We start from the raw sequence: 13,818 nt of genomic DNA on the forward strand, positions 1-13,818 counted from the left end.
AGGCCGCCTGCGGGGAGGGGTCAGTTCTCCATGTCGCGCAGATGGATGTCGAGCGCCTTGACCGAGATCTGGATTTCGCGGATGGAGACCCCGAGCGACCCGATCAGCAGCAGGAGCGCCGCGCCGAAAATCCAGACCGAGAGCACCGGAAAGCCCACATAGATCAGGAACATGGTCACCACGCAGAAGAAGAGGCTCGACACGCCCAGAATCTGCATCGTCCGCGTCAGATGCAGCCGGCGCCGCAGGTTGTCGATCTGCGCACGGGTAACCTTCGAGTGGTTCTGCAGATACTGGTCCTTGAGCGTGCGCACCAGCTGCGCATAGGAAAGGAAGCGGTTGGTGTAGGCCAGCAGGATCAGCGAAACGGCCGAGAACAGCAGGGCCGGAGTGGTGAGTGTCAATTCTTCCATCGATCAGCAATTTTTACCGGGCGCAAAGGTAGGCAATTCTTCGAAAAAAGCCAATCGCCTACCAGCATTCGGCCTTGTCGCGCAGCGAGGGGATGCGGTCGCGCGTATAGACCGGGTCCTTAATGCCCTGCCGCTTCTGCGCCGTATAGTCCGCCAGCAGCAGGAACGCCTGCCGCCCGAGCAGGACGATGGCCGCCAGGTTGAAGAGGGTCATCAGCGCCATCGTCACGTCGGCCAGGCTCCACGCCAGGTCGAGCGTCGCCAGCGATCCGAACAGCACCATGCCCCCGACCAGAACGCGGTAAAGCGCGAGCACCCAGCCGCGGCGGGTGATGAAGCGGATGTTGGTCTCGCCGTAATAGTAGTTGCCGATGATACTCGAAAAGGCGAAGAGGAAGATCGCCACGGCGACGAAGACCCCGCCCGCGGGGCCGATCTCCGACACCAGCGCCTCCTGCGTGAGGCGGATGCCCGACAGCGAGGCGTCGGGACGCCCGCCGAAGAGGATGATGAAGGCCGTGCAGGAGCAGATGATGAGCGTGTCGGTGAAGACCCCCAGCGTCTGGATCAGCCCCTGCTTGACGGGGTGGGAGACCGACGCCGTGGCGGCCACGTTGGGGGCGGAACCCATGCCCGCCTCGTTGCTGAACAGGCCGCGGCGGATGCCCTGCATCAGCGCCGCGCCGACCCCGCCGCCGAGCGCCTGCTCCCAGCCGAAAGCATTTGCGAAGATCAGTTCCAGCACCTCCGGCAGCCGCCGGAAGTTGAAGACGACCACCCCCAGCGCCAGCAGGATATAGCCCAGCGCCATGACGGGAACCACCACGCCGCTCACGCGGGCGATGCGGCGGATGCCGCCGAAGATGACCCCGAGGCTCAGCAGCGTCAGCCCCACGCCCACCCAGCGGTGGTCCAGCCCGAACGCCCCCTCCCAGGCGGCGCAGATCGTATTGCTCTGCACGGAGTTGAACGCGAAGCCGAACGTGACGCTGATAAGCACCGCAAAGACGACACCCATCCAGCGGCGTCCCAACCCCCGCTCCATGTAGTAGGCCGGACCGCCGATGTAAGAATCCCGGCCGGGCCGTTTATAAAGCTGCGCCAGCGTCGACTCGACGAAGGCGCTCGCTGCGCCGATCAGCGCGATGACCCACATCCAGAAGACCGCGCCGGGACCGCCCACGACGATGGCCGTGGCCACGCCCGCCAGATTGCCCGTGCCGACGCGGCTGGCCAGCGAGACGGCGAACGCCTGGAACGAGGAGATATGCCGCCCGTGCCGGACCGGCGGGACGTCCGCACCGCATTTCGGAGCCGGCTTTGCGCCCGCTGCGGGCGTCGCGGCCGATTCGCCCAGCACGCGCACCATCTCGCGCAGCATGCGGAACTGCACGAAGCGCGTGCGGAGGGTGAACCAGAGGGCGCAGCCCAACAACAGACCTACGAGCACATAGGACCACAACAGGTCGTTGATCCGGCTGATGATGAAGTTGAACGTCTCCACGGGCTGACTCTTTAGCGGGCTTTCCGGGTTCGGCCGTGCAAAAAACGCACCCGACACCGTACCGAACCGCGCAAACGCGTGCTGAACGGGGGATCGGACAAATATAGGAATATTTCCGGACGGGCAGTTGCTTATCCGCCATAATTTCGGTAAATTTGTGGGGAGGATGAAAGCGCTCATCGACAAACTGCGCCGCGACGGGCGGCTCCGGCCCGCGGAGTACCTGCGGCTGATCGAGCTTGCGGACCCCTCGGTCAGCGAGTATGCGGCCCGCACGGCCCGCGCCGTCGCCCGAGAGCGGTTCGGAGGGGGCGTATTCATCCGCGGGCTGGTGGAGATCACCTCGTTCTGCCGCAACGACTGCCTCTACTGCGGACTGCGGCGCAGCAACACGGCGCTTGTCCGCTACCGGCTCGGCGAGGAGCAGATCGCCGCCGCCTGCCGCGCGGGGCACGCCGCGGGGTTCCGCACCTTCGTCCTGCAGGGCGGCGAGGACCCGGCGCTGGAGGACGGGCGCGTGGAACGCCTCGTAAGGCGGCTCCGGGCCGAGTTCCCGGACAGCGCCCTGACCCTCTCGCTCGGGGAGCGCAGCCGCGATGCCTACCGCCGCTGGCGCGAAGCGGGGGCCGACCGCTACCTGCTCCGCCACGAAGCGGCCGATGCGGCCTGTTATGCGCGCCTGCACCCCGCCGACATGTCGCAGCAGCGGCGCATGGCGTGTCTTAGCACGCTCCGGGAGCTGGGCTACCAGACCGGGGCGGGGATGATGGTCGGAGCGCCGGGGCAGACCGCGGACGATCTGGCGGCGGACCTCCGCTTTCTGGAGCGGTTCCGCCCCGAGATGGTCGGCATCGGTCCCTACCTGCCTCAGCGGCAGACGCCGCTGGCGGATTCGCCGCCCGGAAGCGCCGACCGTACGCTGCTGCTGCTCTCGCTCGTGCGGCTGATGCTGCCCGATGCGCTGATTCCGGCGACCACCGCCCTGGCCTCGCTGCTTGCGGACGGACGCGAGCGGGGGATACTCGCGGGAGCCAACGTGGTGATGCCCAACCTCTCGCCGCCCGACGTGCGCGAACAATACGCCATCTACGACCATAAACTCGCCTCGGGAGCCGAGGCCGCCGACGGACTGCGCGAGCTGGCCGGGCGGCTCGATGCGATCGGCTACCGGATCGACTACGCGCGCGGCGACTTCCGCGCCGATCTTTAAACTCACTGCCATGTACGACAAACATTCCAAACGCGCCGCGGAGTTCATCGACCACGAGGAGATCTCGCGGACGGTGGACTACGCCCGCGCCCACCGTAACGACCTGCCGCTGCTCTTGGCCGCGCTCGAACGGGCCGAGGCAGGCGAAGGACTTCCGCACCGCGAGGCGGCCCTGCTGCTGGAGTGCACCGACGAGCAGATCAACGAGCGTATCTACGCCCTGGCGCGCCGCATCAAGGAGCGCATCTACGGCAACCGCATCGTCCTCTTCGCACCGCTCTACCTCTCCAACTACTGCGTCAACGGCTGCACCTACTGCCCCTACCACGCCTCCAACCATACGATGCCGCGCCGGCAGCTCACCCAGCAACAGATCGAGCGCGAGGTGACCGCCCTGCAGGACATGGGCCACAAGCGGCTGGCGCTCGAAACGGGCGAGCATCCGCTCAACTCGATGGAATACCTGCTCGAAAGCATCCGCACGATCTACTCCATCCGCCACCGCAACGGAGCGATCCGCCGCGTGAACGTCAACATCGCCGCCACCACCGTCGAAAACTACCGCCGCCTGGCCGACGCCGGGATCGGGACCTACATCCTCTTTCAGGAGACCTACCACCGCGAAAACTACGAACGGCTGCATCCCTACGGTCCCAAGAGCGACTACGCGTGGCACACCGAGGCGATGGACCGCGCGATGGCGGGCGGCATCGACGACGTGGGGCTGGGCGTGCTGTTCGGGCTGAGCGGCTACCTCTACGACTTCACGGGGCTGCTGATGCACGCCGAGCACCTCGAAGCGGCGTGCGGCGTGGGGCCCCACACCATCAGCGTGCCGCGCATCTGCCCGGCGGACGACATCGACCCCGCGGCATTCACCGACGCGCTGCCCGATGCGATCTTCCGCAAGATCGTCGCCCTGATCCGCATCGCCGTGCCCTATACGGGCATGATCGTCTCCACGCGCGAATCGCCCGCCGTGCGCGGGCAGGTGCTCTCGCTGGGTATCTCGCAGATCAGCGGCGCCTCGAACACCTCCGTCGGGGGCTACGACGACGAGGACCACGACGAGCGGAACACCGCGCAGTTCGACCTGAGCGACCGCCGCACGCTCGACGAGATCGTCGCGTGGCTGCTCGACCGGGGCTACGTGCCCAGCTTCTGCACGGCCTGCTACCGGCTGGGCCGCACGGGCGACCGCTTCATGTCGCTGGTCAAGCGCGGCAAGATCGCCGACTGCTGCGGGCCAAACGCCCTGATGACCCTGAGCGAATACCTCATCGACTACGCCTCGGAAGAGACCCGCCGCAAGGGCGAGGCCCTCATCGAGCGCGAAGCCGCGCGGGTTCCCGACGAGCGCGTGCGCGCCAAACTGCGGGAATACCTGGCCGCCATCGGCCGCGGGGAACGCGACTTCCGTTTCTGAAAATACGCCCGAAGATGAACGACACCCCCTTTGCAGAACGCCTCCGCATCGGCCTTTTCGGCCGCTGCAACAGCGGCAAATCGTCGCTGCTGAACGCCCTTGCGGGGCAACATGCGGCCCTCGTGTCGCCCTCCCCCGGCACGACGACCGACCCGGTGAACCGGGCGATGGAGCTTCCGGGGCTGGGCGCGGTCGTGGTGACCGACACGGCGGGGTTCGACGACCGAAGCCCGTTAGGCGCGGCGCGGCGTACGCAGACCGAACGGATCGCCCAGCGGTGCGATCTGGCCGTTATCGTCTGTCGGGAAACGGCTCCCGGCTGCGAAGACAGCGCCATGACCGACGCCTGCCGCGCGGAGCGCGCGTGGGCCGCCCGGTTCCGCGCACAGGGCGTTCCGGTCGTGGCGGTGCTAAACCAGCCCGATTCGGCGGCCAATCCCGCCGCCCTCGGCCGACTGCTCGAAGTCCCCGCTATCGCCGTAAACGCCCTTACCGGGGAGGGGATCGACCGACTGCTCGAAGCGCTCGCCGCCGCGGCGGGCAACCGCGACGGGGGCACGATCACGGGCGACCTGTGCGCCGCGGGCGACGTGGTGATGCTGGTCATGCCGCAGGACACCGGAGCGCCCCGCGGGCGGCTGATCCTGCCGCAGGCGCAGACCCTGCGCGAACTGCTGGACAAAGGGTGCACCGCCGTCTGCACCACCCCCGAGCGGATGGCGCAGAGCCTCGCCGCGCTGGCCGCACCACCCCGGCTAGTCATCACCGACTCGCAGGCGTTCGCCGCCGTGAGCGCCCTCACGCCGCAAGCGAGCCTTTTGACCTCCTTTTCGGTCCTATACGCCGGTTACAAGGGCGACATCGCCCTCTTCGTCGCGGGGGCCACGGCCATTGGCCGCCTCACGGAGCGGTCGCGGGTGCTGATCGCCGAGGCATGCACGCACGCTCCGGCCGGCGAGGACATCGGGCGCGTCCGGCTCCCGCGCCTGCTGCGCCGCCGCGCGGGCGAGGGGCTGCGGGTGGACGTGGTCGCCGGAACCGACTTCCCGGACGATTTGAGCGCCTACGACCTGGTGATCCACTGCGGCGGCTGCATGTTCACCCGACGCCACGTACTCGCGCGCATCCGCCGCGCCCAGGCGCAGGGCGTCCCCGTCACCAACTACGGCGTCGCGCTGGCCTATCTGACGGGCATCCTGCCGCAGGTCGTCTGGCCCGGCCGTACGGCGGAGTTGTGAATGTGCGGAATTTTTCGTAAATTACCCCGGCAAGCCGAACCAATACCGCCGCCTATGGAGATCAAAGAGATTATGGAACTCACCGCCGCCGCGTGCGTCTGCGGCGATCGGGAAGCCCCGCTGGAGATTCGCTACGGCTTCGCCGCGGACCTGATGAGCGACGTGCTGAAGGTGGACACCACGCAGCTGCTGCTCGTGACGGGGCTGTGCAACATCCAGACCATCCGCACGGCCGAGATGTCCGACCTGCGGTGCATCCTCTTCGTGCGCGGCAAGAAGGCCACGCCCGAGATGCGGACGCTGGCCGAGCAGAACGGCATCGTGCTGCTCGAATCGGCCTACTCGATGTTCCGTGCCGTGGGCCAGCTGGCCCGCGCGGGCATGGAACCCATATTCTGAGGCCCGCAGGCCGCAACAACCGCAAAGCGATGAACCTCCAATACGAGATCGAAGGCGGGGACTTCACCCGCGCAGGCAACGTGTCGAGTCAGGTCAAGCGGGTGCTCAAGCAGCTCTCGCTCGATGCGCAGACCATCAAGCGGATCGTGATCGCCCTCTACGAAGCCGAGGTCAACGTCGTGGCCCACGCCTTCCGGGGCGTGGCCTCGGTGGATATCCAGCCCGACCGCATCGTGGTGGTGATCGACGATGAGGGACCGGGCATCCCCGACATCGCGCAGGCGATGCAGGAGGGCTTCTCGACCGCCTCGCCCGAGGTGCGCGAGATGGGCTTCGGCGCGGGCATGGGGCTTCCGAACATGCTCCGCAACGTCGACCAGCTGGATGTCCGCAGCGTCGTGGGCCGCGGGACCACGATCACCATGACCACCCGTTTCCCCGCTCCGAAAGCCGATACGCCATGAAACCCTACGAAGAGTTCCACCACTCGCTCACCGTCGACACCGACCTCTGCGTGGGCTGCGCCCACTGCATCCGCCACTGCCCGACCAAGGCGCTGCGCATCCGCGGCGGCAAGGCGTCGCTGCGCAAGGACTGGTGCGTCGACTGCGGCGAGTGTCTGAGGGCGTGCCCCGTGGGGGCGATCTTCGTCGTGCAGGACGACTTCGACCGCATCTTCGGCTTCGACTGCCGCGCGGTGCTCTTCTCCGCCGCGCTCCTCGGTCAGTTCGCCGACACCTACACCGAACGCGAAATCCTCGCGGCGCTTCACGCGCTGGGCTTCACGCACGCCTTTCCCGTCGAAATGAGCGTTCCGGTCATCCGCGAACGGATGGCCGCTCAGATCGCCGCCAACCGCCAAAAGCCTCTGATCAGCCCCCTGTGTCCCGCCGTCATCCGGCTGATCCAGACCAAATTCCCCGATCTGACGGAACACGTGATGAACCTCCGCACCCCCGTGGAGGCGACGGCCATGCTCGTCCGGCGGCGGCTGCTCGCCGCGGGGTACGCCCCCGAACGGATCGGGCTTTTCTACGTCACCCCCTGCGCGGCGAAGGCCGCCACGGGCAAGGAGGACCGCGACGGAACCCCGCTGGTGGACGGCATCCTCAACCTCGACTCGCTCTACAACCGCCTCTGCCGCATCCTGAGCTGCAAAAAGGCGTGCGCATTGGCCGACAGTGAGGAGGTGCTGCCGCAGGCGGCACGGGCCGACCTGGGCTGGACGCTTCCGGGCGGCGAGGCCGCGGCGTTCGCGGGGCGCTGTCTGGCCGTGGACGGCATCGGCGAGGTGAAGGAGTTTCTGGAACATGCCGAGACGACGGGCGTGCTGCACGAGGTCGACTTTCTGGAGCTGCGGGCGTGCAGCCGGGGCTGCCTGGGCGGCTCGCTGACCGCCGCCAACCGCTTCGTGAGCGAGGAGCGGCTGCGCCGCCGCCTGGAGGAGCATCCGGCCCAGGCCGGGCCGGACCTCCCGGACGACGGGGAGCGCCGCTTCATAGCCGACCGCATGGAGGTCGGCGGCATCCCGCCGATGACCAAGCTCCTCTTCCGGGGCGACATTCAGCAGGTACTCAGCAGCATGGACCAGGCGCAGCGCATCCGGCGGTCGCTGCCGGGACTCGACTGCGGCGCGTGCGGCTCGCCCACCTGCGAGAGCCTCTCGCACGACATCGTCCGCGGCGAGGCGCAGCCCTCCGACTGCATCTTCCTGCACATCGCCACCGACCTGGCCGAGGGCGGCAGCGACGCTTTGGAGCAACTCGAACGCGTCTGGGGCCGCGAACGGTTCCGGCGCGAACCGCAACGCTAAAAACGCAACGCACATGAAACTCGATCGCGTAATCGAACTGCTGGGGCTGACGCCCCTCACCCCGCCCCGTGACCCCGCCGCAGAAGTGAGCGGAGGCTACGTCTCCGACCTTTTGAGCGACGTGATGGGGCATGCCGAAAAGGAGACGATCTGGATCACGCTACAGGTCCACCGCAACGTGGTCGCCGTGGCGGCCCTCAAGGAGGTGGCCGCCGTGGTGCTGGTCAACGGAACCGTACCCGACGAGCAGACCCTCGCCGAGGCGCGCGAGGAGGGGGTCGCGCTGCTCTCGACGCCGATGCCGGCTTTCGAGACCGCGGGAAGGCTCTACGAACTTTTGAAATAAGCTCCGATGCGGCACTTCCGGGTCGATCTGCACATCCACACCCTGCTCTCGCCGTGCGGGGAGCTGTCGATGAGTCCGGCCGCCATCGTCGCATGCGCCCGCGCCGCGGGGCTGGACGCCATCGCCGTCTGCGACCACAACTCCACGCTCCAGACCCCCGTCGTGCGGGAGCTGGGCCGCCGCGCGGGGCTGACGGTCTTTTTCGGGGCGGAGCTCACCACGCGCGAAGAGGCGCATCTGGTCGCGCTGCTGCCCGACCGGGCGGCCGCCGAAGCGCTTCAGACGTGGATCGACGCGCGGATCGAACGCATCCCCAACCGCCCCGAAAAGCTGGGCGATCAGGTGTGGGTCGATGAGCGGGAGCGGATCGCGGGCGAGGTTGCGTGGTATCTCAACGCCCCGCTGCGGTGCAGCGCCGAGCAGGCCGCCGCCGAGGTCGTGCGGCTGGGCGGGCTTGTCGTCCCGGCCCATGTCGAACGCCCGGCCAACAGTCTGATCGGCCAGTTGGGCTTCCTGCCGCCGGGATTTCCCGCCGCCGCCCTCGAATACAACCACCCCGACCGCTTCGCCGCCCTCTGCGCCACGTATCCCGACCTGAGCCGTTACACCGCCTACACCGCCTCCGACGCCCACTTCCCGGAGCAGATCGCCGCACACCCCTCCCGGCTCACGGCCGAAAGCTGCACCTTCGGCGAACTGCGCCGCGCCTTCGCGCGGGAGGCGGGGCGGCGGATCGAAACCATCCACGCAACGCCATGAAAGACATCGCCTTCCACCTGAGCGACCTGGCCGAAAACAGCGTCCGCGCCGGCGCCACGCAGCTGTGCATCGAACTGCGTACCGACGGTCGGCAGCTCGTGCTGCGCATCGCGGACAACGGCTGCGGCATGGACGCTCAGACCCTCCGCAAAGCGCTCGATCCCTTCTACACCACGCGCACGACGCGGCGCGTAGGGCTGGGGCTGCCCTTTCTGGTCCAGAACGCAGAGCAGTGCGGAGGGCGGGTGGAGGTCCGCTCCGAACCGGGGCAGGGGACCGAGGTCAAAGCCCGCTTCGCACGCGACCACATCGACTGTCCGCCCGCAGGGGACCTGGCCGCCACGTGCATGCAGCTCGTGATCAGCTATCCGCAGGTGGACATCCGCTTCCGGCTGTGTTGCGACGACCGCACGGAGGAGATCGCCTCCGGAGAGATCGCAGAGGCCCTCGGGGACGTGCCTCCGGGCCATCCGCAGGCGGCCGCCGCCATCCGGAATCTATTCGCGGAGCTGCTCGATGCAGTATTCCGCAACACGATCGGGTAGCGGCCAAATGCGGGCCGCCGCCACGACCGCTTTCCCGGCAACCTGCCGAACGACACACCCTCCGCAACTTTTTTTATCACTTTTTTTGTTATTCGAATAACAATGACTACCTTTAATCCCGGCTGCGGCCGCCCGTCGTTCGGTGCGGCATCGGCCGGGAACCTAAACCGAAAACCGCATGAACAAAGTCAGAACGCTCGAAGAGCTGCGCAAGATGCGCGAGAGGCTCCACGCCGAGCTGAACATCCGCGAGAACAGCAACCACCCCGACCGCCTGCCGCAGGTGCGGGTGGCGATGGGGACCTGCGGCATCGCCGCCGGAGCCAAGGAGGTGATGGACCGCTTCGTAAGCAGTCTCGCCGAACGGCGGATCGACGCGGTGGTCACCCAGTCGGGCTGCATGGGCTACTGCAACGCCGAGCCGACGGTCGAGATCACGCTGCCCGGCCGGGAGCCGATCGTCTTCGGCGACGTCACGACGGAGCGCGTGGAAGAGCTGATCGACAAATACATCCTCACCGGAGAACTGGTCGACGGCATCATCCCCGCCCGCCACAACACGCGCATCTGACATGGCACGCTACAACAACTACATCCTCGTCTGCGGCGGAACCGGCTGCCGCGCCTCGCACAGCGCCGAAATACTCGACGCCTTGAAGCAGTCGCTCGCGGCGGCAGGCCTCGCCGAGCAGGTGCAGGTCATCCGGACGGGGTGCTTCGGCTTCTGCGAACAGGGACCCATCGTCAAGATCGTTCCCGACAACACCTTCTACGTCTCCGTGAAACCCGAAGACGCCGACGAGATCGTGGCCGAACACATCCTCAAGGGGCGCAAGGTCGAACGGCTGCTCTTCGTGGCCCCCGACACCGGGCAGCACGTTTCCGACAGCAAGCACATGGAGTTCTACAAACCCCAGGTACGCATCGCGCTGCGCAACTGCGGCTTCATCGACCCGGAGAACATCGACGAATACATCGCCCGCGACGGTTACGCCGCGCTGGGCAAGGCGCTCGGCATGACGCCCGAAGCGGTCATCGAGGAGGTGATCGCCTCGGGGCTGCGCGGCCGCGGCGGCGGCGGGTTTCCGACCGGTCTGAAGTGGAAGATCACGCGCGAGGCGCGCTCCGGGCAGAAATACGTGGTCTGCAACGCCGACGAGGGCGACCCGGGGGCGTTCATGGACCGCTCGATTTTGGAGGGCGACCCGCACTCGGTGCTCGAGGCGATGGCCATCAACGGCTACTGCACGGGTGCTTCGAAGGGGTTGATCTACATCCGCGCCGAGTATCCGCTGGCCATCGAACGGCTGCGGACGGCCATCGCTCAGGCCCGCGAATACGGCCTGCTGGGCGAGGACATCCTCGGCACGGGCTTTAAGTTCGATCTGGAGATCCGCTACGGCGCGGGCGCGTTCGTCTGCGGCGAGGAGACGGCGCTGATCCACTCGATGGAGGGGTTGCGCGGCGAGCCGACGGTCAAACCGCCCTTCCCCTCGGAATCGGGCTACAAGGGGTTCCCGACCAACGTGAACAACGTCGAGACCTATGCCAACATTCCGCCCATCCTGCTGCGCGGGGCGAAGTGGTTCGCCTCGATCGGCACGGAAAAGAGCAAGGGCACGAAGGTCTTCGCGCTGGCGGGCAAGGTCAACAACGTCGGGCTGATCGAGGTTCCGATGGGAACCACCCTGCGCGAGGTGATCTTCAACATCGGCGGCGGCATCAAGAACGGCAAGCGCTTCAAGGCGGTGCAAACGGGCGGTCCCTCGGGCGGCTGTCTGACGGAGAAGCACCTGGACATCCCGATCGACTACGATAACCTCCTGGCGAGCGGCTCGATGATGGGTTCGGGCGGCATGATCGTCATGGACGAGGACGACTGCATGGTCTCGGTGGCCAAGTTCTACCTCGAATTTACCGTCGACGAGTCGTGCGGCAAGTGTACGCCCTGCCGCATCGGCAACAAGCGACTGCTCGAAATCCTCGACCGCATCACGCGCGGGCAGGGGAGCGAAGAGGACATCGCCGAGCTGGAGAACCTCTCGCGCGTCATCAAGGATTCGTCGCTCTGCGCATTGGGACAGACCGCGCCCAACCCCGTGCTCTCGACGCTCGACAACTTCCGCGAAGAGTACCTCGACCACGTGCGCAACCGCCACTGTCCGGCCCACCGCTGCCGCGATCTGATGAGCTATGTCATCGATCCCAAGGTGTGCAAGGGGTGCTCGCTGTGCGCCCGCATGTGTCCGGCGAACGCCATCAGCGGCGTGCTGAAACAGCCCTACGCCATCGACCAGGCCCACTGCATCAAGTGCGGCACGTGCCTCGAAAAGTGCAAGTTCGGCGCTATCTGCATCAAGTAACCGCAAAACCGAGATGGAAACGATCAAACTGACGATAGACGACCTGCGGGTCGAGGTTCCGGCGGGGACCAATCTGGTGGAGGCCGCCGCCTCGGCGGGGGTGAAGATCCCGACGCTGTGCTACATGAACCTGCACGAGCTGAACTACACGAACAACCCCGGCGTCTGCCGCATCTGCGTGGTGGAGGTCCAGGGGCGGCGCAACCTCGCGCCGGCCTGCAAGACCCGCTGCGAGGAGGGCATGGTGGTCCGCACGCACACCCCGCGGGTCATCAACGCGCGGCAGACCGTGCTGGAACTGATCCTCTCGAATCACCCCAACGAGTGTCTGACCTGCCCCAAGAACGGCTACTGCACGCTGCAAAACCTCGCGCGCGACCTGGGCATCCGCGAGGCCAAGTACGTGGGCGAGGTGACCAAACCGCTGATGGACATGTCGCTCTCGATCGAGCGCAACATGGACAAGTGCATCATGTGCCGCCGCTGCGAGGCGGCGTGCAACCGGATGCAGACCGTGGGAGCGCTGGGCGTGGTCAACCGCGGCTTCGCCTCGGTGGTGGGCACGGCGTTCAACGAGCCGCTGCAAACCACCCAGTGCGTCAACTGCGGGCAGTGCGTGGCGGTCTGTCCGACGGGGGCGCTCTCGGAGAACAACAACCTGCGCGAGGTGTTCCGCGCCATCGGCGACCCCTCGAAGACGGTCGTCGTACAGACCGCACCCGCCGTGCGCGTGGGGCTGGGACAGGATTTCGGATTCGACGGAAACAGCGTGACGGGCAAGATGGTCGCGGCGCTGCGCCAGCTGGGCTTTGACTACGTGTTCGACACCGACTTCGCCGCCGACCTCACGATCATGGAGGAGGGGACGGAGCTGCTGGGCCGCCTCGGGGCCGCGCTCACAGGGGACAAGACGGTGAAGCTGCCGCTGATGACCTCGTGCTGTCCGGGCTGGGTGAGCTTCGTGGAGAAGAACTTCCCCGAACTGCGCGAAAACCTCTCCTCGGCCAAATCGCCGCAACAGATGTTCGGCGCAGTGGCCAAGAACTACTTCGCCCAAAAGCTGGGCATCGACCGCCGTCAGCTGGTGGTCGTCTCGGTGATGCCCTGCGTGGCGAAGAAGTCGGAGGCGGCGCGCCCCGAGTTCGGCTGCGAAGGCGATCAGGACGTAAACATCTCGATCACCACGCGCGAACTGGCCCGCATGATCCGCTTCGCCAACATCCGTTTCGACACGCTCCCGGAGAGCGATTTCGACCGTCCGCTGGGCGAATCGACCGGCGCGGGGGTTATCTTCGGAGCCACGGGCGGCGTGATCGAAGCCGCCGTGCGCACGGCCTATGAACTCTATACGAAAAAACCGCTCGGGAGGATCGACTTCACCGAGCTGCGCGGCATGGAGGGCATCCGCTCGGCCACGGTAGACCTGGACGGCACGCCCGTGCGGATCGGCATCGCCCACGGACTGGCCAACGCCCGCAAGCTGGCCGAGGAGGTCCGCGCGGGCCGCTCGCCCTACCACGCCATCGAGGTGATGGCCTGCCCGGGCGGCTGCATCGGCGGCGGCGGGCAGCCCTACCACCTGGGCGACATCGGCGTGCTCAAGCAGCGCACCGCATCGCTCTACGCCGAGGACCGCGACAAGCCGCTGCGCAAGTCGCACGAGAATCCCTACATCCAGCAGCTCTACCGGAAGTTTCTGGGCGAACCGTGCGGCCACCGGGCGCACGAGCTGCTCCATACGCAGTACACCGATCGCAAACCGGTCGTCGACACGACCCCCGCAAACCCCAAGAAGCAGTAAC

At 67.0% G+C, this 13,818-nt stretch carries 14 protein-coding genes; 12 read left to right on the plus strand and 2 right to left on the minus strand.

The features are described 5' to 3' along the window. Positions 1–20 precede the first annotated feature (20 nt). Positions 21–413: a DUF2721 domain-containing protein gene (locus ACMO9O_RS02695; protein ID WP_418982075.1), complete on the minus strand. Its 393-nt coding sequence runs from the start codon at positions 411–413 to the stop codon at positions 21–23. Between the two features lie 58 nt (positions 414–471). After that, on the minus strand, positions 472–1,917 hold the full coding sequence (locus ACMO9O_RS02700; RefSeq protein ID WP_418982076.1) for an alanine/glycine:cation symporter family protein: 1,446 nt from the start codon (positions 1,915–1,917) through the stop codon (positions 472–474). A 166-nt stretch (positions 1,918–2,083) separates the two neighbouring features. Here ACMO9O_RS02700 and hydE point away from each other — a divergent pair, with 166 nt between their 5' ends. From hydE to ACMO9O_RS02760, 12 genes are all read left to right on the plus strand, one after another. Then, on the plus strand, positions 2,084–3,127 hold the full coding sequence (gene hydE / locus ACMO9O_RS02705; protein WP_418982077.1) for a [FeFe] hydrogenase H-cluster radical SAM maturase HydE: 1,044 nt from the start codon (positions 2,084–2,086) through the stop codon (positions 3,125–3,127). Between the two features lie 10 nt (positions 3,128–3,137). Then, positions 3,138–4,553: a [FeFe] hydrogenase H-cluster radical SAM maturase HydG gene (gene hydG, locus ACMO9O_RS02710; RefSeq protein ID WP_418982078.1), complete on the plus strand. Its 1,416-nt coding sequence runs from the start codon at positions 3,138–3,140 to the stop codon at positions 4,551–4,553. 14 nt (positions 4,554–4,567) lie between these two features. After that, positions 4,568–5,791 carry a [FeFe] hydrogenase H-cluster maturation GTPase HydF gene (hydF, locus tag ACMO9O_RS02715; RefSeq protein ID WP_418982079.1) on the plus strand — a complete coding sequence of 408 codons (1,224 nt, stop codon included), beginning with the start codon at positions 4,568–4,570 and terminating at the stop codon, positions 5,789–5,791. A gap of 54 nt (positions 5,792–5,845) precedes the next feature. Further along, complete coding sequence (locus tag ACMO9O_RS02720; protein ID WP_418982080.1) at positions 5,846–6,190, plus strand: hypothetical protein; 345 nt, start codon at positions 5,846–5,848, stop codon at positions 6,188–6,190. A 29-nt stretch (positions 6,191–6,219) separates the two neighbouring features. Continuing rightward, complete coding sequence (locus ACMO9O_RS02725) at positions 6,220–6,654, plus strand: ATP-binding protein (protein WP_418982081.1); 435 nt, start codon at positions 6,220–6,222, stop codon at positions 6,652–6,654. Further along, positions 6,651–8,003 (plus strand): [Fe-Fe] hydrogenase large subunit C-terminal domain-containing protein, encoded by a 1,353-nt coding sequence (locus tag ACMO9O_RS02730; RefSeq protein ID WP_418982082.1) that lies wholly within the window; start codon positions 6,651–6,653, stop codon positions 8,001–8,003. The genes ACMO9O_RS02725 and ACMO9O_RS02730 overlap by 4 nt, the downstream gene beginning before the upstream one ends. Positions 8,004–8,016: 13 nt before the next feature. Continuing rightward, on the plus strand, positions 8,017–8,349 hold the full coding sequence (locus ACMO9O_RS02735; protein ID WP_418982083.1) for a serine kinase: 333 nt from the start codon (positions 8,017–8,019) through the stop codon (positions 8,347–8,349). Between the two features lie 6 nt (positions 8,350–8,355). After that, entirely contained in the window at positions 8,356–9,108 is a 753-nt protein-coding gene (locus ACMO9O_RS02740) for a PHP domain-containing protein (RefSeq protein WP_418982084.1), read from the plus strand. Continuing rightward, positions 9,105–9,653: an ATP-binding protein gene (locus ACMO9O_RS02745; protein WP_418982085.1), complete on the plus strand. Its 549-nt coding sequence runs from the start codon at positions 9,105–9,107 to the stop codon at positions 9,651–9,653. Before ACMO9O_RS02740 ends, ACMO9O_RS02745 begins: the two co-directional genes overlap by 4 nt. A 178-nt stretch (positions 9,654–9,831) precedes the next feature. Continuing rightward, positions 9,832–10,224 carry a (2Fe-2S) ferredoxin domain-containing protein gene (locus tag ACMO9O_RS02750; protein WP_418982086.1) on the plus strand — a complete coding sequence of 131 codons (393 nt, stop codon included), beginning with the start codon at positions 9,832–9,834 and terminating at the stop codon, positions 10,222–10,224. Position 10,225: 1 nt separating this feature from the next. Then, positions 10,226–12,016, plus strand: a complete 1,791-nt coding sequence (locus tag ACMO9O_RS02755; RefSeq protein ID WP_418982087.1) for an NADH-ubiquinone oxidoreductase-F iron-sulfur binding region domain-containing protein — start codon at positions 10,226–10,228, stop codon at positions 12,014–12,016. Between the two features lie 13 nt (positions 12,017–12,029). Next, the gene (locus ACMO9O_RS02760; RefSeq protein ID WP_418982088.1) at positions 12,030–13,817 is read left to right on the plus strand and encodes an NADH-dependent [FeFe] hydrogenase, group A6; all 1,788 of its coding nucleotides are present in this window, start codon (positions 12,030–12,032) and stop codon (positions 13,815–13,817) included. Position 13,818 lies beyond the last annotated feature (1 nt).

The organism is Alistipes sp., from assembly GCF_048465635.1.
Lineage (GTDB): Bacteria > Bacteroidota > Bacteroidia > Bacteroidales > Rikenellaceae > Alistipes.